Source organism: Verrucomicrobiota bacterium (genome assembly GCA_016871535.1).
Taxonomy (GTDB): domain Bacteria; phylum Verrucomicrobiota; class Verrucomicrobiia; order Limisphaerales; family SIBE01; genus VHCZ01.
This window is the reverse complement of sequence record VHCZ01000003.1, coordinates 38479-58412: the sequence shown is the minus strand read 5'-3', so window position 1 is coordinate 58412 and position 19934 is coordinate 38479. Positions and strand designations below refer to the sequence as shown.

Genomic DNA, 19934 nt, shown 5'->3' with positions numbered 1-19934 from the left:
ATTCCGATCAGATTGACCCGCATGGAAAGCGCAACGGTCAGCGGGTTCCGTCGAGAGGCGCCGCCCGCCGCGCGAAAGCATGAAACCCATCATCTTCCACGCCGAAGCGGCGGGCGAATTCCGGCCTGTCGAATTGACGTTCGCTACAGAAGCGGAAGTCCGACGCGTGCGGGCTTGGCGGAAGATGACACCGGGAACGGACGCGGCGGAGTTCGCCGCACTCGCCGCCAAACGCTGGTTCTACTACACCCGTGAGGGCGCGACTGTAGCCAGTCTCAAAGACCTGCAAGCCGCCGTCCGCCGCAACGACCGCGCCGAACTTGCATTCCTCCTCGTCGCGTCCGCGGACTGGGCCAAGCGATACAAGTTCCTCGCGCTCGCCTACTGCCGCCGCACTTGGTGTCATCATCTTGTTCTGGACTTCCTCGCCGTCCGTCCAGGCTTGATGTTCGCGAATCAGCCCATTTCCGGGATCGGCACTGGAATGCTTTTCAGCCTCACGGGGATTGCCGCTTTCCTCGGCATCGAAATGATCTGGGGCGAGGCCACGGGCAGTTCCGCCCCGTTTTACGAAAAGATTCTGCAAACCCGCCCTGTGCAGGATTTGTTCATCATCCGTCGGGACACCATGCGCGGCATCCGGGATTACTACTTAACCGATCGGAAGCGCCGTCTTGCAAAAGCGAAACACTGAACGCACTCTATCCAATATGAAACGGAAGCTGACGCCGAAAGATTGGCTGGATGACCTGCTGGAATACGAGCGCACGCACGAAATCGCGTTCGCCTCGCCTCGCGCCTTGCTGGAAGCCCGCATGATTGCGGAAATGGACAAGGCCCGCCGTCCGCACCGCCGCGTCCACCGCAACGGCGTCGCCCGCCGCCGCAAACTCACTGCTCGCTGACTTTCGTCACAAGGCAGCACGGGCCTCCCGCTCACCCGCATCGCAGGACTTGCCTCGCCGACGCACGGTTACCATCGTCGTCATCCAGTCCAAGGACAGCGCGAAACAACGCGAAATCGAGCGCCAGAAAACGGAGAGCGCTGACCGTTCAAACTGAACACCAACCCGCCGTTGTGGCCAGAGAGCCACCGCGCATTCACGTCGCGCAACTTGATTCCGCCTCTCGCCGTCGAACGAGGACAGAGTCGGGTTTAGGAGCGCCGCTGATACGGTGGGTCAAATCAAGTTGGCCGTTTTTGTAGAGGTCCAAAAACCAACCGACGTCTTGTGTTGTCGGGCAGCGTTGCATAAAAGCCTTTCAATCTGGATAAGGGCCGAGAAACCGTTCCCCGTCGAAGTGAATCAAATGATCCGGAGCTTCAGCAACCCAAACTTCTGTCTCCCAGGAAATCAGCGGCAGAAAACTCTGCATCGCGCGCCGCGTCTCGAACGCGGTAACGAACACCAGGCCGGCCTTGCAGCTTTTGAAAAGGTCTTTGAGTTCATTCCGACGCTTCCAATCCACCGCCCCAGCGCTCGTGACAGCTTCAACCAACAGCAACCAGTTGCGCTTCGTGTCATGCACCACGACATCGGGCATTTTCGCCGACGCCGCAATCACACCCCTCAAGCCTTCGAGGTAGGCTGCTTCCAGATGCAGAAACTTGCTCTCGGCGTCGCCGATGTAAACAACTGTCGCGCCCGGCGCGAAGCGTGGACAAAACTCCTCGATGATTTGTTTAATGAGCGGATTCTGGCCGCCCGGCGAGATTGTTACCGTTTCGCCAGAAGGAAGCTTCACTGGAATGCGCGCCAGCTTGCGCTCGCGCTCGACAGATTCACGAATCTTTGCGCGATTCGCCAGATACTCCTTCAACTGCGCGGACCACGGCTTCGTTCCAAACGTGCGCACCAGCGCTAACGCCGTCGGTTCGATTTGATAAACGGTTTGGCCGCTGTTCGTGGGGCGGTTCGGATTGTCCGGGTTGCGCAGCAACAATCCCGCTTCGACGAAGTATTTGACGGCTTCGTCGCGAATGGTTTCGCGCGTGTTCGGCGCGTATCGGACACCGTAGGCTTTCGCAATGAACCCAATGATGGGCGTGATGCCACGGAGCGGATTTGAGGCGGCGCTCCACGGGGCGTTCGCGACAAGGTCGAGCAGCGCGAGGAAAGTGTAGGCCGCGACTTCGCTGCTCTGTCTCGGACCGAAGCCGATTGCTTTGAGGATTTCCATCGCTTCGCCCAGCTTTCCCTTCCTCGCTGCGGCGCTCGCGCGGGCATTGGCGGCGGCCATCAAACAAGCTCCCTTTCAACGAGCGCGTCCAACTCGGCCTGGTCGGGGAACGCATCGGCGATTTTGCGGCCAAGCGATTCGAGCTCCGCGCGCGTCGGGTAGCGCATGTTCCGCAAGTCGGTCGCGTTGACCTGTGTGTGACCATTGAACTGGCGGAAGTAAACATCAACCAGCGTTGAATTCAGGAAGGCGGCGAGCCCCTTCGCCACGTCCATCGGCAGCCCGCGTCCACGAGCATGGAAATAGTTCAGATGGTTTTCAAAGCCGACACGCTCTGCGCGGATGCGGTGTGGGTCGTAAATGCAAGCCACCACTCGCCGACGCTCCTCTTTCGACGTGAAGCGTTTCACCAGGACGTAAATCGCGCCCGGCACGAGCAGTTCCTGCGTGCGTTCGGTATCGCGGATGGCGTTCGGCTTCTTGCCGCCCGGCTTCGGCCAATGCACGAAGCCGCCGTTAAGGTGGCACGGGTAAATCAGCGGCGCGGTATCGTCCTGAGGCTCGCGAACGAGAAACTGCTTCGCGCGGAAATCTACGACGCGTCCCGTCGAAACTTCCAAGCCGAGCGTCGCGAGCGGAGCCGTGAATCTCCGCATCTTCTGGCGAACCGCTTCGTCTGACTCGGCAGCGACAAGGTGAATGAACTGCTCGGGGTCGCGCGGCGAAACAACCTCGCTGAATGGACAGGTTCGGGCCGTCATTTTGCCGCCGGTCTCGCCGCTGCTCGTCGAAATGACGACCAACTCCGGCTTCTTCGGCGACTTAACGGCATGAACGATGATGTTCTCCTGCAACACGTCATCATGTTGAAACGCCACCGACCGCGATTCGAAAACGTGGAGTCGGCGGAGCGACATCACCGCAAGGAACTGTTCGCGGAACGGACGGAAGTAAGGCCCATTGCAGAAACTGCGCGGGCAAATCGCCACCATCTCGCCGCTTTCGCACAGAAGTTTCGCGGCGAGCGCAAGAAAGCCTGTGTAGAGGTTGCTCGTTTCAATTCCAGTCTCACGCAGCAGCCGTCGCGCGTGTGAGTCGCTGTTGATCTTGCGATAGGGTGGATTGAGGATGACCGCGTTGAACGGTGTCTTGGATGAATCGAACAAGTCTTGGCGCGTGAGTGTAACCGCAGCCCCAATGAAATCTTCGTGGTGCAAGTCCGCAGTGAACGCGATTCCGGTTTGCTCACACTCGGTCCGGCACAACCGCAATGTCCGCTCAAGAGCCGGAAGGATTGCGTCGTCAAGCTCGTAGGCTGTCACGGCAATTCGTTTTGGCGGACGCCCGCCGCCGCATGACTGCTTCACAAAAGCAGCGATGAGTGCACCGTCTCCCGCGCCGGCGTCAAGCAGACGGATTTCGGCCGGGCATTTCTCGAATAACGACGCCATGAAAGCCCCGATAGATTCCGGCGTGAAGAATTGCCCCAACTCCTGTTTCCGTTCGGCATCAAACTCGACGGACGCCTTGGAACGGAGAGGTTCAAGGATGCGGCTTCGGGATGAATCAAGCACCTGCATTGCTGAAAGAAACTTTACTCGAGAGCGGGATGGTTGCGCAAGATGCCCTTTGTGGCCTTTGTGGCCTCCGCATTTTGGACGCACCCAAGCAGCTTTCCGCTTGCGTCCGATTGTTCAGCGCCCTGAAGAGCCCCGCGCGGGAAATGCGCTTTCATGGGGCGCATAAGCACGCAGCGCCATGATTGTGCGACCGAACTGCGGCAAACAAGCGTCAGCGGAAACGGCAAACCGCTGTTGAGCCGGCGACGTTTCAATCCGGCTCGCATCTTCGTCGAAAAGGACGCGGCGCGACGCCAAACACAGCAACCGAGACGGTCGCGCTCCCCAGCTTCATCAAAAGGCCGAGATCAGCAAAAATCGAAATCCTGAACACCTCCCAAAACTCTTCCACCCCGCCGGTGTTTGCCAAGGCTTCGGCTTAAGAGCCTGTCTGACAGGCTCTAACCGGCTTGTGCCAGAGTTGCGGTCTGTTACGTTGATACCCGATGGCTGCCAACCTCGATCCCGATGCCGCCCTGATGCTTCGCGTCAAACAGGGCGATATGGCCGCTTTTGAGGAACTAGTCGAAAAGTACAAGCAGCCGGTTATCAATCTTCTTTTCCGGACCCTGCCCGACGCGACCGAAGCGGAAGACCTGGCGCAGCACGTCTTTCTGCAGGTATTCAAATCCGCGCATCGCTATCGCGTGTCGGCGAAATTCTCCACCTGGCTGTACACGATCGCCCGGAACCTTTGCCTGAACGAAATCCGTCGGCGCTCGCGGCACCCGGCGGATTCTCTGGACGCGCCGCATCCAGACAACGAAGACCAACCGATCCGCCAGTACGAAGATACCAAGAACGCGCTCCCCCCTGATCTTGTCCTGCGGGATGAATTGACGCGTAAGATCGAAGAAGCCCTGGCGGACCTCCCCGAGAACCAGCGGACGGCCATCCTGTTGTTTCAGGAGGACGAAATGTCCTACGAGGAAATCGCCCAGGTCCTGGGCTGTTCGCTTTCCGCGACCAAATCGTTGATCCATCGCGGACGGGAATCGCTCAAACTGAAGCTCAAGCCGTATCTGCGGACTGGGGCCTGGGAGGCAACGAAGCAGTTCTAATTCCCCTTTGACTCGATGGGCGGCTTCGCTATGCTTCGCGCCTATTTCGCTTTATGGCCAGGTTAACCGTCCATGATCTGAACGTCCGGGGCAAACGCGTCTTCGTGCGCGTCGATTTCAACGTGCCCATGGAAGAGAAGGACGGGCAGATGATCGTCACGGACACCACCCGCATCAAAGAGACGCTGCCGACGCTGGAATGGCTGATCGAGAAGGGCGCGCGAATCATTCTCGCGTCGCATCTCGGACGTCCCAAGGGCAAACGCGAGCCTTCTATGTCGCTGCGGCCCGTGGCGGCGAAGCTGGCGGATTTGATCTGCCGGCCCGTGGCGTTCGTCGATGATTGCGTGGGCGAAAAGGTCGAGAAGACAATTGGGCTGCTGCAACCGGGCGATGTGTTGTTGCTGGAGAATCTCCGGTTTTACGCCGGAGAAGAAACCAATGATGCCGCGTTCTCCGAGCAGCTCGCGCAGCTCGCGGACTTTTACATCAACGATGCATTCGGCGCGGCGCATCGCGCTCATGCATCGACCGAAGGCATGGCGCGCGCCGTTGCCCGCCGGGGCGATCCGTGCGCAGGCGGGCTCCTGATGGAACGCGAACTGCGATTCCTGGGCGACGAATTGGAAAAGCCGGCCCGCCCCTTTGTGGTCATTCTGGGCGGCGCCAAAGTTTCGGACAAAATCAGCGTCATCGACCGGTTGATCGAGCAAGCGGATTGCATCCTGATCGGCGGCGCGATGGCTTACACCTTCCGGCTGGCTCAAGGGCGCAAGACGGGCAAGTCTCTGGTCGAACCGGACAAGACGGACGTGGCCAAGACCGCGCTGAGCAAAGCGGCCGCGCGCGACGTGAAGTTTTTGCTGCCGTCCGACGATGTGATCGCCACGCCCGTGGACACCGGCAAATTGAACAAAAAAGGCAAGCCTGTGATCGAAATGCAAAACCCGCGCGTGAACAGCTCGGCAGATTTGCCGGAGGACGGCGCGGGGGTCGATATTGGTCCCGCGACAATCCGAGCTTACGGCGAGGCAATCCGGACCGCCAAAACGATTCTCTGGAATGGCCCGATGGGGATTTTTGAAGACAAACGTTTCGCGGAAGGCACCTTTGCCATCGCGCGCGCCGTCGCCGAAGCCACGAAACAGAACAGCGCCAAAAGCATCATTGGGGGCGGAGACAGCGTGAAAGCTTTGAACGCGGCGGGCCTGGGCGAACAGGTCACTTTCATGAGCACGGGCGGCGGCGCGAGCCTGGAATTTCTGGAAGGAAAAGAACTGCCGGGCGTGGCAGCCCTTTCGAGCAAGTGACGCGTTTGCAGATTCGATGAGTTCACAGTCCCAACAACGCATCCTTTCCCCTCACCCTGGCCCTCTCCCTCAGGGAGAGGGAATCTAGCCCCGGTCCCATGCAAAAGGAACGCAAGCTCATTATTGCCGGCAATTGGAAGATGAATAAGACCGTCGCCGAGGCGTTGGACCTGGTCCAGGGCTTGAAGCGGGAATTGGGCGCGGTCAAGGAAATCGACCTTGTCGTCTGCCCGCCGTTCACGGCGTTGGGCGAGGTTTCGAAGCAGATTCTGGACTCCAATATTCGGCTGGGGGCGCAGAACATGAGCGAGCAGAACGGCGGCGCGTACACCGGCGAAGTTTCGGCGGGCATGCTCAAGGAGTTCTCCGTCCGGTACGTGATCCTCGGCCACTCTGAGCGCCGGCAGTATCAGCAGGAAAGCGACGCGCTGGTAGCCAAGAAGACGCTCGCCGCGCATGCCGCGTCGCTGAAACCCATCGTGTGCGTGGGGGAGACGCTCCAGGAGCGCGAAGCCGGCAAAATGGACGACGTATTGAGCAAGCAACTCCGGGGCAGCCTGGCCGGACTGGCCAAAGAGCAAATGGCCGACACGATCCTCGCTTACGAACCGGTGTGGGCCATCGGCACGGGGCGCAATGCCACGCCGCAGCAAGCCCAGCAAGCGCACGCGTTCATTCGCAAAACGCTGGCGGAGTTGTTCGATGGAGCGATTGCCAAACGCGTGCGAATCCAATACGGTGGCAGCGTCAAACCGGGCAATGCCCGCGAGATCATGGGCCAGCCGGATGTGGATGGAGCTTTGGTGGGCGGCGCTTCGTTGGAAGCCCGGGGGTTTTCTGACATTGTGAAGAATTCGATTTAACCGAACGATGCTATGAGTTTAGTGATTGGTTTTCTGACGTTCATCATGGTGGTGGACTGTTTCCTGTTGATGCTGTTGATCCTGATTCAACTGCCCAAGAAAGAAGCGGGCGCGGGCGTGGCCTTCGGGGGAGGGGCGACGGACGCCCTGTTTGGCGCCGGGTCCGGCAACGCGCTGACCAAAATGACCAAATATACGGCGACCGTCTTTATCGTGTTGGCGTTCAGCCTTTCCTTGATGAATTCGCGCCATGCCCAGGCGGGCAAACGCCTCCTGGATGAGGAACTGCGCAAGAAGGCCGCCGCGTCCGACCAGTCCAATCCCATGAGAGACCTGAGCGGCGCGCCTAATCAGTCTTTGCCCGTTTCCCCGCAGACTTTGACGAATCTGCCCGCAATCACGGCCACGACAAGCTCGCCTGCGGCAGCGACAGCGCCCCCCGCGAAACCCTAGTGATGTGTCTCACGAATGGCTGGAGTTATGTTGCGCCCAAAACGGCCTGGGGCAAGGCGCGACAAGGGAGCATAGCCCCGGTGCTCTGCGACCGAGGAGCAACGCAGCCCCAGACCGTTTTCGGCGCAACCCTTCGGGCCGCAGGTCTTTTGGCCTCCCGCTTCGTTGCTCGCGCCTTACAGACCCACCAGGGGTATGCGCGTCGCTCGCGCCTCGCGGGAGGCCAAAATCCCTTGCGGCATAACTCCAGCCATTTGTGAGACACATCACTAGCGGTAGGGCGAGCCTGTCCGCAGCGAGCCGCACTGGACGTGTTCCAAGCTCGTCGAGTGGCTCGCCGGGACGGACTCGCCCTACCTTGCTCACAGGCCGTGAGCAGGAATTCTGAGCCTGAAGACTGCGTTCAGCACGATTTTCGGTTTGTGGGCATTCACGGCCGCAAGCATCAGGACTTTCCATTGAACCTGGTAAGGACGGATTCCACTCCGTCCCTGACTATCTGCTCAGCGAGCGAATAAGCGATCTCAGGGACGCGGTGGAACGCGTCCTTACCATTCATGGTGCGGTCAGAAGATCGTGGGAGTCGTTGGAATCCAGATGCGGTAGCCCCTATGCGTAGCTCTCTTCACATTCATCTTTTACGCCTTGCGCTTTACGTTTTACTCCCTTGCCTTGCCAGTTGCGCGCGTCTCGAAGAACCAGCCGACCTGACCATCATTAACGGACCCGAACCTGAGTCGCTCGACCCTGCCCTTGTGAGCGCCGTGGCGGACGGACGGATCGTCGCTTCGTTGTTCGAAGGCCTGACTCGTTTCAACGCCGAAACCGCGAAACCCGAGCCGGGCCTGGCGGAACGCTGGGACATTTCCCACGATGGCCTCGTTTACACGTTCCATTTGCGTACCAACGCTGTGTGGTCCACAGGCGAGCCGATTACTGCCGCGGACGCCACGTACACCTGGCGTCGCGTCCTCGATCCCGCGACGGGCTGCGTGTATTCGGGCTTGTTGTTTTACATCAAAAACGCCGAAGCCTTCGCAACCGCCAAACTCAAAGAACCGGACGCCCTCGGATTGAAGGCGGTCGGACTGCACACCTTTCGCGTCGAACTGAACGATCCCACGCCGTTCTTCCTGGATCTCTGCGCGCTGCCCGCGCTGGGAATCGTTCCTCGGCAGGCGATTGAAAAACACGGCGACCGCTGGGTCCTGGTTCATCCGGTCCCCGTCAGCGGCGCGTACGAATTGGCAGCGTGGCGGCTGAACGACAGGATTCGGCTTCGGAAGAATTCCCGTTACTGGGACGCGGCGAATACGCGCTCGCCCCTTGTGGACTTGCTGCGATGTTCCTCCGCCAGCACCGCGCTGAATCTCTACGAAACCGGTCAGGCGGACATTATTTGGGACAAAGAGCTCATGCCGCTGGAATTGATGGACCTCCTGCGCCGGCGCCCCGATTTTCACAGCTCCGACTATCTGGGCACGTATTTCATCCGCTTCAACGTGACCCGGAAGCCGTTCGATGACGTGCGCGTCCGCAAAGCCCTCGCCCTGGCCATCGACAAGCGGCACATCGTGTCGAAAGTCCTCAAGGCGGGTGAAAAAGTCGCGCAACATCTGGTGCCTCCCGGCGTGCCGGATTATACGCCGCCGCCGGGGCTTGAATTCAATCCTGCCGAAGCCCGGCGCTTGCTGGCCGAAGCCGGCTATCCGGGCGGCCAGAATTTTCCCCGCTTCCATTACATGTACAACAACACGGGCAAAAACCACGAACAGATCGCGGTCGAACTCCAGGCTCTTTGGAAACGCGAACTGGGACTTCACGTCGAACTGCGCAATCTGGACTCGCAGATTTATCTGAATGCGCAAGCCCGGCTCGATTACGACGTCTGCCGGAGCAGTTGGATCGGCGATTACAACGACGCAAACACGTTTCTCGACGTGTTCCTGAGCACGAGCGGCAACAACCGGACGGGTTGGAAAAACGCGCGCTACGACCAACTCCTGCGCGAAGCCAACGCCAAAATAGACCGGCGGGAACGGGCTCAATTGCTGCAAGCCGCCGAAGGTCTCCTGATCCGTGACGAAGTCCCCATCGTGCCGCTCTACGTTTACGCCGGTTTGGAAGGCTACGACGCGACGCGCATTCAAGGCGTCTATCCCAACGTCCGCGGCGAACATCCGCTCCGGGCGATTTGGAAGCAAACGGACCGGAATCCGTAAAACGTAAAACGTAAGTCGGAGGTAATGCCTCGGTCTTGGTGGGGCGAGGACTCCTGCCGAGCCGGTCCATCGCAGAGTTCGATTGAATTTGGCTCGCGAGGACACTCGCCCCACCGGCCTTCGCAACGGGGATTACGAAGCCGCATTCGTTACGTTTTACGTTTTACGTTTTACGCCTTACGATTCGTCCGATGCGCTGGTATTTCCTGACGCGATTCCTGTTGATGATCCCGTTGCTCCTGATCATCAGCCTGCTCGCGTTTGTCCTGGTCCGGGTGGCGCCGGGCGGGCCGTTCGATAGAGATCGTGCGCCGGCTTCGCCGGAAATTGAACGGGCGCTCAAAGCGAAATTTCACCTCGATGAACCGGTCTGGAAACAATATCTGCGCTACCTCGGCGTGGGTTGGGAGTTCAACGATGGGAAACTTCAGCTCTTCCAGGGCGGGTTGATCCGAGGCGATCTGGGACCTTCGCTCAAACACCGCAATCACACGGTCAACGAGATCATTGCCCAGGGACTCCCGGTGTCGCTGGCGATCGGCGCGCTGGCCTTTTGTCTGGCGATGGGGATCGGGATTCCGCTAGGGGTTTACACGGCGGTCCGCAAAGGGTACTGGGACGAATACGCCGCAAGCTTTTTTGCGTTCCTGGCCGTGTGCGTTCCCGCGCTCGTCGTCGGACCGGTGCTGGCGATGCTCTTCGCCATCGAACTCAAATGGTTTCCAGTCGCTTTGTGGGGGTCGCCACTGCACGCGATCTTGCCGACGATCACCTTGGGACTATTTTTCGCCGGGCGCATTTCGAGGCTGATGCGCGAGGGCATGCTCAACACGCTCCCCGCCCCGTACATCCTGATGGCGCGCGCGAAGGGGCTCAGCGAAGCCGCGGTGCTCTGGCGGCACGCCTTTCCCAACGCGGTCTTGCCGGTGGTGTCCTATTCAGGACCGTTGCTCGCCGATCTGCTGACCGGGTCGTTCGTGGTCGAAACGATTTTTCAGCTCCCTGGCATTGGCGTCCTCATGGTGAACAGTTCGCTGAACAAAGACTACACGCTGGCCGTGGGCCTGGTCCTTCTCTATGCGGTCTTGCTGCTGGTTCTGAATCTGATTGTGGATCTGGCTTACGCCTGGCTGGATCCGCGCGTGCGCTATGAGGAGCGCTGATTTGCACCTGAGCCCCGGCCAGGCCGCGTGGCGCCGATTCAAAGCGAACCGCGCAGCGTGCGGCGGCGCCTGGTTTCTCGGCCTCATCATCGTCTTGATCTTGTGTTGGCCCATCTTCAACACGGCCCGCATCGCTTCCGGGCTGCCTTCGGGAATGCGGCATTCTCCCCTCGCGCTGTCGGACGCCCAGTTCCAGCCGCCTGGCTCCACCCATTGGTTCGGCACGGACGTCCATGGCCGCGACCTGCTGAGCCGGATCGTTTATGGCGCGCGGATTTCACTGCTCGTGGGGTTGGTGGGCGCAGGCGTCAGCTTGTTCATCGGCGTATTGTGGGGCGCGGTAGCCGGATATCTGGGCGGACGGTGCGATCAAATCATGATGCGGATCGTGGATATCCTGTATGCGACGCCGTCGATTGTCTTTGTCATCGTGCTGATCACCACGCTGGAGGAATTATTCAAGAGTTGGCTCGCGAAGGTCTTTTCTCCGGAAGCCGCGTCGATGGGGCGGATGTTGTTTCTGTTCGCCGGGCTCGGCGCCGTGTCATGGCTCACGATGGCGCGCATCGTGCGGGGCCAGGTGCTCTCGTTGCGCCAGCAGGATTTTATCCTCGCGAGCGTTGCGCTGGGGGCGACCACGACGCGGATTATCTTCCGGCACATTTTGCCCAACGTGTATGGGGTGATCGTCGTTTATCTGATGCTTTCCGTGCCTTCGATCATTCTTTACGAATCGTTCCTGAGCTTTCTGGGTTTGGGCATCCAGCCGCCGCAGGCCAGCCTGGGGTCGCTGATCGCAGAGGGGGCGTCGCAGATCAATCCGATTCGGATTTACTGGTGGCTGATCGTATTTCCCGGCGGCTTTCTCGCGTCGGTCTTGCTCGCCTTGAATTTCATCGGCGATGGCCTGCGCGACGCTTTTGATCCGCGAGCGGCGGAGCGGCATTCAGTATAGACGCCACGCCAGAGCTCAGCGAGAAACCTCGATTTCCGGAGCGATTTCCTGAAGGGCCTTTCTCGCCCGGTCCGCGACATTTCGATTCTCGTCGCCCAATAATCAATGCCGGAACTGATCTCTCGGCCCCTCGACCTAGTTCACCCAGTGCCAGCACATAGCGGACAATGGACTCCGCAGGGAAAGCGCGGCCTTGCGCGTTCGTCGCCGCGAGCCTTTCGCTCAACGCTGCGATCGCCTGATGGACTTCGCGTGGCAGCCGATATCCGTTCAGATCGGTTCGATGGCATTCCGAAGAGACGATTCGGAGCAGCACGTCGGCGACGGATTGATGAAATCGCGGCCAGTTCGCAACCGGCGAGGGCAAGCGGCGTTGGAGCGCGGGAGGACAACGCTTCCAGACGCCTGCGTATTTTTTCGATCCTGTTCAGACTTGCTGAAGCCAGGTCGGAGGGCACCGTAGCATCCCTGGCTTGCCCCACAAGCACACGCTCAATCCCAAACGAAGCATTGCATTTCCTCCGCGAAACCGAAAACATCTCTCTTCAAGACAACATCGAAAACTCGACCCCTTCCCGGGCTATGAAGAAATCAACGAATTCAATCTGGTTCATCCTCTTCACCGGAGCGATTTGTTTGCCTCTGACTGCTCTGGCCGCGGAGCGCAAACCGAACACGCTCACCCCCAATGAAGCCTCCCAAGGCTGGCTTCTGCTCTTCGACGGCGAAACGCAGTTCGGCTGGGCGCCGCGCGGCGATGCCAAATGGACCGTGACCGACGGCACGATCCAGGCCGTCCCAGGGAGCGGCATCGGTTACTTGAGCACGACGACCGAGTTCGCGAACTACAATTTGAGCGTCGAGTTCTGGATCGACGACACCGCGAACAGCGGCGTGTTTCTCCGTTGCCCGCCCGCCGGAGCCATCACCGCGACCAATGCTTACGAGGTGAACATTTACGACAAGCACGACAAGTGGCCGACCGGCAGCATCAATGAAGTGGCGCGCGCCACGAAAAAAGTTCCTACCGTGGGCCGCTGGTGCCGGTTCGACATCATGACCGACCAGCAATATCTGGTTGTCGGGCTGGATGGCGAAAAACTGGTGGCGAAGAATGATCCCAAACAAGCGCGCGGCACCCTCGCGCTCCAATACAACGGCCAGGGCGAATTGAAATTCCGCAACCTCCGTTTGCAGCCGATTCGCCTGAGCAGCCTTTTCAACGGCAAAGACCTCACCGGCTGGAAAGAAATCCCGGGCCGCAAGTCGGTGTACTCTGTGACGCCGGAGGGCCGGCTTAACGTCAAGAACGGAAACGGCGATTTGCAGACGGAAGCGGCTTACGGCGATTTCACCTTCCAGCTCGACATCATCTCCAACGGCAAGCACTTGAACAGCGGCGTCTTTTTCCGCGCGCTGGCCGGCCAATTCTGGAGCGGTTACGAAAGCCAGATTCGCAATCAATGGCAGGGTGACGACCGCACTAAACCGGTCGATTACGGCACCGGCGGGATTTACAATCGCCAGCCGGCTCGGCGAGTTGTTTCGAGCGACGGCGAATGGTTCACCAAGACCATCGTGGCCCACGGGCCGCACATGGCGGTGTGGATCAACGGAATCCAGGTCAGCGACTTCACGGACACACGCGCTCCGAATGAAAACGCGCGCCAGGGTTACCGCGCCCAGCCCGGCGTCATCAGCTTGCAAGGCCACGATCCGACGACCGATCTTTCCTTCCGCCGAATCCGCATCGCCGAAATGCCTGCGGCGCGGAACTAGTCCTAGTCTAGTCCTAGTCTAGCCGGCGTGCATGAAATACGCGCTCCTCGCTGACATCCACGCCAATCTCAAGGCGCTCGAAACTGTTCTGGAGGACGCGCGAACCCACCACTGCACGCACCTGGCGTGTCTGGGAGACCTGGTCGGCTACAACCGCCAGCCCAAAGAATGCGTTGATGCCATCCGCCGCCTGGGCATCCCCTGTGTGAAGGGCAATTTCGACGAGTACTGCTGCATGGAGACGCACCCGGAGGGCTTGAATCCGAAGGCGCTGGAATACATCCAATGGACTCACGACCAACTGACGGAGGACGACCGCGCCTGGATGCGTGCGCTACCCTATGTGGAAGTGTTGCACGGTTTCTCCATCGTTCACTCCAGCCTGAACGAGCCGCGGCGATGGGCTTACGTGTTCGACCGCGTCTCCGCGCGTTTTCAATTCGATCATCAGACGACGCCGGTTTGTTTCTTCGGGCACACCCATGTGCCGGTGGTTTTTGTGCGGGACACCACCGTTCGGGGCGGCAGCTACACGAAGTTCAAGATCGAGCCGAACCGGCAATATTTCGTGAACGTCGGAAGCGTCGGCCATCCGCGCGACGGGCAACGGAAAGCCACCTACGCCATTTACGATTTGGACGGGCAGACGATTGAGCTGAGGCGATTGGAAGTGCCTTGAATAGCCCGTCGCTTTTCCCGCGGCCTGCCCTTCCCATGAACCGGACGGTAGGGCGAGCCTGTCCCCAGCGAGCCGAGTCGGACGTGTTCCACGCACGTCGAACGGCTCGACGAGACGGACTCGCCCTGCCGGATTCATGGCCGAGTCCAGGTCCGAAAGGAACAGGAAACTTCCCATCAAACCTGACCGTAGGGCTACGGTGATTCTGTCCTCGTAGCGCAGAGTTGCATTCTGCGAACCGCCGACAAGTCCACGGACCTGGGAGCTTGCCGACGCCATGCCGATTGCAAATCGGCGATACAGCAGATTGGAAATCTGCGCTACGGCCACCGACAAACTCGTGGATGCGACAATTTGCCGAACGTAAGGATGCGGAAGTGATCCACGCGGAGCACCAGGAACACGTCAAACGACTTCACGCCAAATTGGAAGATCTGGTTGCCGCTGGCCAAATGGAACAGGCCAGCAAGTTGAAGAATCAGATCACCGAGTTGAAGGAAGCCCACGGCCGCGTGCCGCGGAAGGCAGAGATGGCCCAAGCCAAAGAACACCTGTTGCAACTCCGGCAGCACGTCAAGGAACTCCATGCGCAAGGGCGACACGAAGAAGCCGAGCGCGCCGAGGAGAAAGCTCGGAACGTGAAGGAGAGAATTCTGGCCTCAGAACAAGGGCCAAGCCTTCGTAAGAAAAGCCCCAAGTCTCCCGCACCGAAAGAAGCTCGGACGCATGCGGTAGAGTTGCCTCACATTCATGACAATGCGGTCCCGCACAACGGCAGCGTCGCGGAATACTGGCCTGACGGAACCGCAAAATCCCAGCGCACTTACCGAGACGGCCGGATGATCAGCGCGATCTACTATGCCTCGAACGGCAAGTGCATTTATCAGATGTCCGAGAACGTTAACGCGAAGTAACTCAGCCAAGCTGCTCTCGTAGCGCAGAGTTGAACTCTATCCGCGGTCCTACCGGCGGTGACGCGAGGACTCCGCCAAGCTGGGTACGATTAATACTGTCGGTCAACGAAATCTTCTCCCTCTCTTCCCGAAGGGAGGAGAGGGCTGGGGAGAGGAGGGGCGTTGGCTCGCTTCTCATTTTCCAGGAAACCCCTCTCTCCCGACTCGTTTCCTCGCGGGGAGAGGGAAGTCAATGACCTACACTTTAAGAGCGTGTCCGAAAATTCCGCGGGGTCCTGTTTTCGCGCCAAAGGCCGGATGGCGAGGCGCGACGAAGGAGAATATCCTCCCTGGATCTTCGACTGAGGAGCAACGAAGCCAGGCGGCCTTTGGCGCGAAAACCCTCCGGGCGGCGGGTCTTTTGTCCGTGGCCTGCGTTGGCTCGGTCCTTACAGCCCGCGTTGGGGATGCTCGGACCTCGCCGCCTTGGCCACAGCCAAAATCCCTCGCCGCAGGACCCCGCGCAATTTTCGGACACGCTCTAAGTCGCACCCCCCTCAAGCTTCCATCAGTTGACGAGGCTGCGCGGGAGCGTCGCCCACCTTGCTACGGCTTCTGTTGATCTCTGGCGGCGAAGTAGCCCGGCGCCGCGGTGAAGGACGCGAGAAGCTTCCCGTCTTCCGTCGTCCAAATGCGCACTTCACCGTCGTGGCTGCCGCTGGCGAGGCGCCGGGTCTGTGGATGGTACGCCAGCGAATAAACCCAGTCTTTGTGCCCGGAATACGTCTGGATCAATTTGCGATCCGCGGCGTCGTGTTGCCGGACCGTTTTGTCGCTTGAACAACTGAACAGATTCGGTCCATCGGCCAGGAGTTTGACGATGTCGCCTTCGAAGCCGACCAACTCGCCGGCTTTTCGAGCGTCGGCGGCGTTCCAGACGAGAATCTTCTTTTCTTTGCCCGCGCTGAAAACCTGTTTGCCATCCTCCGCGAACGCCACGGCCAGAACCGACCCGGCGTGCTCGTTGTAAGTGGTTTCGAGTTCGCCGCTCTTGCTGTCATAGACGCGGGCGGAGCGATCCCGGCTCGCCGAGGCCAGATGGCTCCCATCTTTGCTGAACGCCAGCGCCGTCACCCAATCGGCGTGTTGCTGGATCAGCAGCATTTCCTTGCCGCTGGCCGCGTCGTAAACGCGGATGGCATTATCCGCGCCGCCGACGGCGAGTCGTGCGCCGTCCGGACTGAAACTAAGGGCCAGCATCACATCCGTCGTTGTGCCAAGACTCTTGATCAGCTTGCCTTCCTTCGGATCGTAAAGCGCCGATTCCCCGGTCTGGCCCGGAACGCCGCTTGCCGCCGCCAGGACGGCGCCATTCGGCCTGTAGGCCAAAGCATAAGTCCTTTCGGCCACGTTTTTGATTCGGCGCAGAAGCTTTCCCGCGACGGGATCCCAGACGGTGATTTCATGATAGCCTGCGACCGCCAGTTCGCTTCCATCCGGGCTGAACGCGAGCGCGGTGATCTGGACCGGAAAACGGTACTTCGCCGGCGGATCCGGATACGGGTCGCGCGGGATCAATGAGACAATCGGAGCTTTGGAGTCCGGCCCGTCGAAGCGCGCGCCTTCCTTGATCCAGCGTTCGATCAATGCGATTTGGCTGGCCGGGAGCGGATCATCCTTTTGCGGCATTCGGTCGTCCCCGTCCGAGGCAACCAGGCGCCGGTAAAGTTCGCTTTGGCTGGCGTCGCCTGGAACGATCGGCGGGGATTTGCTGTCTCCGGCCTTCAGCAACAGATCGAACGTGTGGAGTTGAAAACTGCCTTTGGGTTTCTCGGCGCTGTGGCATTTGAAGCACTTTTTGGAAAAGATAGGAGCGATGTCCTTGGCGAAACTGACGGAGTGATTCCGGTCATCACCCGGTGTTTTCACCTCTTGAGTTTGCGCAGCCAGGGAAAAGGAGAAGAGCAGCAGGGAAGCGACGACGAAGCCGAAGTGCAGACAGCCCGTGAACCTACCCCTTCCCCTGCTGGGAGGGGTGGAGGGGTGGGTTGGTTTATGGGAAGCTTCCTGTTCCTTTCGGACCTGCACACGGCCCATGAACCCGGCAGGGCGAGTCCGTCCCGTCGAGCCGTTCGACGTGCGTGGAACACGTCCGACTCGGCTCGCTGGAGACAGGCTCGCCCTACCGTTCGCTTCATCGGAAGGAGACAGGCTGGAAGCCTGTCCTACTTTGCCCGCGTTCCAGGATTTCACGAAACGGAATCTAACGACGGGCCGGGCCGGAGCAACAGATAATTCTATTGAAACCAGGAGACTTTTTGGGAACTCTAACCCAAAAGAAATATCGTTATGAAATCATTCTCAGTCGCTTTTTTGGTGGCCGTCTCAGGCCTGGTCTCTCTCCACGCCGCGGACAAACCGGTGCTTCCGGACAAAAACGCCCAGATCAGCTACAGCGTGGGCGTCAACATTGGCCAGAATTGGAAGCAACAGGACTATACGGAATTCGATCCCGAGCAAGTTCTCAAAGGGATCAAAGACGTGCTGTCCGGAGCCAAGTTGCTCCTGACCGAACAGGAAATGCGCGACGTCCTGGCCGCCTACCGAACCGAGCATCGCGTCAGGCAGGAGGAAAAGCGAAAGCAACTCGGCGAGAAAAACAAAACCGAAGCCGCGAAATTTCTGGCTGAAAACAAAGGCAAACCCGGCATCGTGACTTTGCCCAGCAGTCTGCAATACAAGGTGCTCACCGCCGGCAACGGCCCAACGCCCGGCAGCAACGACACGGTCACTGTTCATTATCGGGGCACGCTGCTTGACGGCGCCGAGTTTGACAGTTCGCATAAACGAGGCCAGCCTGCCACCTTCCCCGTCACCGGGGTGATCAAGGGCTGGACCGAAGCTTTGCAGCTCATGAAGGTTGGCTCGAAATGGCAGTTGTTCATCCCGCCGGACCTGGCGTACGGCGAGCGCGGCTACGGATCTCAGATTGGACCGAATTCCCTGCTGACCTTCGAAATCGATTTGGTTTCCACCACGGTGCCCCCGCCGGTCCCGGCTCCCGTGCCTCAGCCGGTCACGAGCGACATCATCAAGGTCCCATCGGCCGAGGAACTCAAGAAAGGCGCCCAGATCGAGGTCATCAAAGCGGATCAGCTTCCCAAAACGGATACTGCGCCCAAGAAGTGAAGCGCATCGGGAAGGCCTCCTCATCTTTCCAGAATTATCCGGAACACTAAACAGATCGAGAGTTTCATGCGCCGGGAAACATTCTGCCGCGCGCGTCCGAGGTAATCGCGGTCACGGCGGGATGGGTTAGTCTGCGTTCCGGCGTAATGGCGTAGAATTGCTGCTGGCACTCGTCCGTCCGTCCGATGGCGCGGAACCCAAACCGATTGATGACCTCTTCGACCACAAAGGTCGGCACCGGCATAAAGCCCAGGCCGTGGAGCGCGAGGACGTTCACCAGCGCCGGATCCTCGATCTCTGCGGCTAGCCGCGGCCGGACGCCCGTAGCCTGAAACCATTTTTCCAGCGAGCGGCGTAGCCCGCTGCTTGACATCGGCAACAGAGCCGGCGCGCCATTCAAGGAGCGCGGAAAGCCGCGCTTGAGCTTGTCCGCCAGAACCGGCAACGCGCAGAACGTCACCCCGCATTCGCCCAGAAAATGGTTGAAGACGCGCGTGGTGACTCCCGTGGAGGCCGGTTCATCGGCCAGCACGACGTCCAGCCGGTACGCCGCCAACTCGATGAGCATGTCCGTGAGTTTGGTTTCCCAGCAGGAAACCTGGACGGGCTGCGGGAAGCGAAAGATCGGCTCGATGATGCGATAAACGACCAGCTTGGGCAGCGCGTCCGACACGCCGAGATGCAACCTCAAGGGGCGCGACGTGGGCCGCTGCTTCACCGAGTTCAGCAAGTCCTGCCCCAGCGAAAAAATTTCTTCCGCGTAACTCAACACTTGCTGGCCCACGTCCGTCAGGGCTAATCCACGGCCCGCCCGCCGAAATAGCTTCTCTCCGAGCACGCCTTCCAGAGCCTGAATTTGCGCGCTGATGGTAGGTTGCGAAACGCGAAGCTTCGCCGCGGCTTTGGTCAGGCTGCCTTCCCGCGCGACCGACCAGAAATAGCGCAAGTGGTGGTAGTTCAAGAATTCCATGCCCCGGCACCATCTTTCACTTAAACCTAAAAGTCCAATCGAGAAATCGTATTAGTCTAATCCTCCGACTGACGAGAAAGTGGCCGCGTGAAGCGATGACGACATGGCTCTCGATCAAGCTCTGTTCCTCGGCCCTGGCGAAGACCGCTTTGGTTGCAGTGCTTTTGTTGTTGGCACTGCTGCTGGTCCCCGCGGGAATGGCCGCGCTGCTCCGGGACTGGAGGCAGATCGCGGGCCGGCAACCCGGCAATCCTCTGAGCGCAGCGCAGGGAGCGTCATGAACTACATCCGGCGCATTTTAGTGGTCGTACTGGGCGGCACGGTCCTGCTCCTCGGTCTGGCGCTCGTCGTGCTTCCCGGTCCGGCCTTCATTGTGATTCCACTCGGGCTGGCGATTCTCGCGGTTGAGTTTGCCTGGGCCAGACGCTGGCTGCGGTCGGCGCGCGCGATGGTGCCGAAGAAATCAAAGAGCGAACCTTCCACAAGGATCAGGAGGATCACGGTGCAATCTCTTCGCAGAGGCATCGCATTTCTGCTCCGGCGAATTCGCAGGAGCTTTTTGCTCAAAAGGGAACTCGCGTGAAAAGGAAAGAGATC

The 19934-nt window shown here is 59.7% G+C and carries 18 protein-coding genes; 14 read left to right on the top strand and 4 right to left on the bottom strand.

The window, feature by feature from the left end; translation table 11 throughout:
• Window positions 1–79 precede the first annotated feature (79 nt).
• A complete protein-coding gene (locus FJ398_01015; GenBank protein MBM3836536.1) occupies window positions 80–694 on the top strand; it encodes a hypothetical protein in 615 nt (204 codons plus the stop codon).
• 16 nt (window positions 695–710) lie between these two features.
• Window positions 711–905, top strand: a complete 195-nt coding sequence (locus FJ398_01010) for a hypothetical protein (GenBank protein MBM3836535.1) — start codon at window positions 711–713, stop codon at window positions 903–905.
• A 358-nt stretch (window positions 906–1263) separates the two neighbouring features.
• Here FJ398_01010 and FJ398_01005 read toward each other — a convergent pair whose 3' ends face one another.
• Together FJ398_01005 and FJ398_01000 are read right to left on the bottom strand one after the other, a co-directional pair.
• Entirely contained in the window at window positions 1264–2241 is a 978-nt protein-coding gene (locus FJ398_01005; GenBank protein ID MBM3836534.1) for a restriction endonuclease, read from the bottom strand.
• Window positions 2241–3761 (bottom strand): SAM-dependent methyltransferase, encoded by a 1521-nt coding sequence (locus FJ398_01000; GenBank protein ID MBM3836533.1) that lies wholly within the window; start codon window positions 3759–3761, stop codon window positions 2241–2243. The genes FJ398_01005 and FJ398_01000 overlap by 1 nt, the downstream gene beginning before the upstream one ends.
• A gap of 485 nt (window positions 3762–4246) precedes the next feature.
• On the opposite strand from FJ398_01000, the gene FJ398_00995 reads away from it, so the two are divergent.
• The 10 genes from FJ398_00995 to FJ398_00950 all read left to right on the top strand — a co-directional run bounded on the left by FJ398_00995 (window position 4247) and on the right by FJ398_00950 (window position 15199).
• Entirely contained in the window at window positions 4247–4861 is a 615-nt protein-coding gene (locus tag FJ398_00995) for a sigma-70 family RNA polymerase sigma factor (protein MBM3836532.1), read from the top strand.
• Window positions 4862–4914: 53 nt separating this feature from the next.
• Window positions 4915–6171: a phosphoglycerate kinase gene (locus FJ398_00990; GenBank protein MBM3836531.1), complete on the top strand. Its 1257-nt coding sequence runs from the start codon at window positions 4915–4917 to the stop codon at window positions 6169–6171.
• A 98-nt stretch (window positions 6172–6269) separates the two neighbouring features.
• Entirely contained in the window at window positions 6270–7034 is a 765-nt protein-coding gene (locus tag FJ398_00985) for a triose-phosphate isomerase (protein MBM3836530.1), read from the top strand.
• A 12-nt stretch (window positions 7035–7046) separates the two neighbouring features.
• Window positions 7047–7487, top strand: a complete 441-nt coding sequence (gene secG / locus FJ398_00980) for a preprotein translocase subunit SecG (protein ID MBM3836529.1) — start codon at window positions 7047–7049, stop codon at window positions 7485–7487.
• A gap of 557 nt (window positions 7488–8044) precedes the next feature.
• Window positions 8045–9709 (top strand): peptide ABC transporter substrate-binding protein, encoded by a 1665-nt coding sequence (locus FJ398_00975; GenBank protein ID MBM3836528.1) that lies wholly within the window; start codon window positions 8045–8047, stop codon window positions 9707–9709.
• Window positions 9710–9900: 191 nt separating this feature from the next.
• Window positions 9901–10872, top strand: a complete 972-nt coding sequence (locus FJ398_00970) for an ABC transporter permease (protein ID MBM3836527.1) — start codon at window positions 9901–9903, stop codon at window positions 10870–10872.
• A complete protein-coding gene (locus FJ398_00965; protein ID MBM3836526.1) occupies window positions 10859–11827 on the top strand; it encodes an ABC transporter permease in 969 nt (322 codons plus the stop codon). The genes FJ398_00970 and FJ398_00965 overlap by 14 nt, the downstream gene beginning before the upstream one ends.
• A gap of 582 nt (window positions 11828–12409) precedes the next feature.
• Window positions 12410–13606 carry a DUF1080 domain-containing protein gene (locus FJ398_00960; GenBank protein MBM3836525.1) on the top strand — a complete coding sequence of 399 codons (1197 nt, stop codon included), beginning with the start codon at window positions 12410–12412 and terminating at the stop codon, window positions 13604–13606.
• 31 nt (window positions 13607–13637) lie between these two features.
• Window positions 13638–14285: a metallophosphoesterase family protein gene (locus FJ398_00955; GenBank protein ID MBM3836524.1), complete on the top strand. Its 648-nt coding sequence runs from the start codon at window positions 13638–13640 to the stop codon at window positions 14283–14285.
• Window positions 14286–14629: 344 nt separating this feature from the next.
• Complete coding sequence (locus FJ398_00950; GenBank protein ID MBM3836523.1) at window positions 14630–15199, top strand: hypothetical protein; 570 nt, start codon at window positions 14630–14632, stop codon at window positions 15197–15199.
• A 585-nt stretch (window positions 15200–15784) separates the two neighbouring features.
• On the opposite strand, the gene FJ398_00945 is transcribed toward FJ398_00950, so the two are convergent.
• Window positions 15785–17431 (bottom strand): hypothetical protein, encoded by a 1647-nt coding sequence (locus tag FJ398_00945; protein ID MBM3836522.1) that lies wholly within the window; start codon window positions 17429–17431, stop codon window positions 15785–15787.
• 96 nt (window positions 17432–17527) lie between these two features.
• On the opposite strand from FJ398_00945, the gene FJ398_00940 reads away from it, so the two are divergent.
• Window positions 17528–18367, top strand: a complete 840-nt coding sequence (locus FJ398_00940) for an FKBP-type peptidyl-prolyl cis-trans isomerase (GenBank protein ID MBM3836521.1) — start codon at window positions 17528–17530, stop codon at window positions 18365–18367.
• A 64-nt stretch (window positions 18368–18431) separates the two neighbouring features.
• Here the strand turns inward: FJ398_00940 and FJ398_00935 are convergent, their stop codons facing one another.
• Complete coding sequence (locus FJ398_00935; GenBank protein ID MBM3836520.1) at window positions 18432–19337, bottom strand: LysR family transcriptional regulator; 906 nt, start codon at window positions 19335–19337, stop codon at window positions 18432–18434.
• A gap of 103 nt (window positions 19338–19440) precedes the next feature.
• Here FJ398_00935 and FJ398_00930 point away from each other — a divergent pair, with 103 nt between their 5' ends.
• On the top strand, window positions 19441–19920 hold the full coding sequence (locus FJ398_00930) for a hypothetical protein (GenBank protein MBM3836519.1): 480 nt from the start codon (window positions 19441–19443) through the stop codon (window positions 19918–19920).
• Window positions 19921–19934 lie beyond the last annotated feature (14 nt).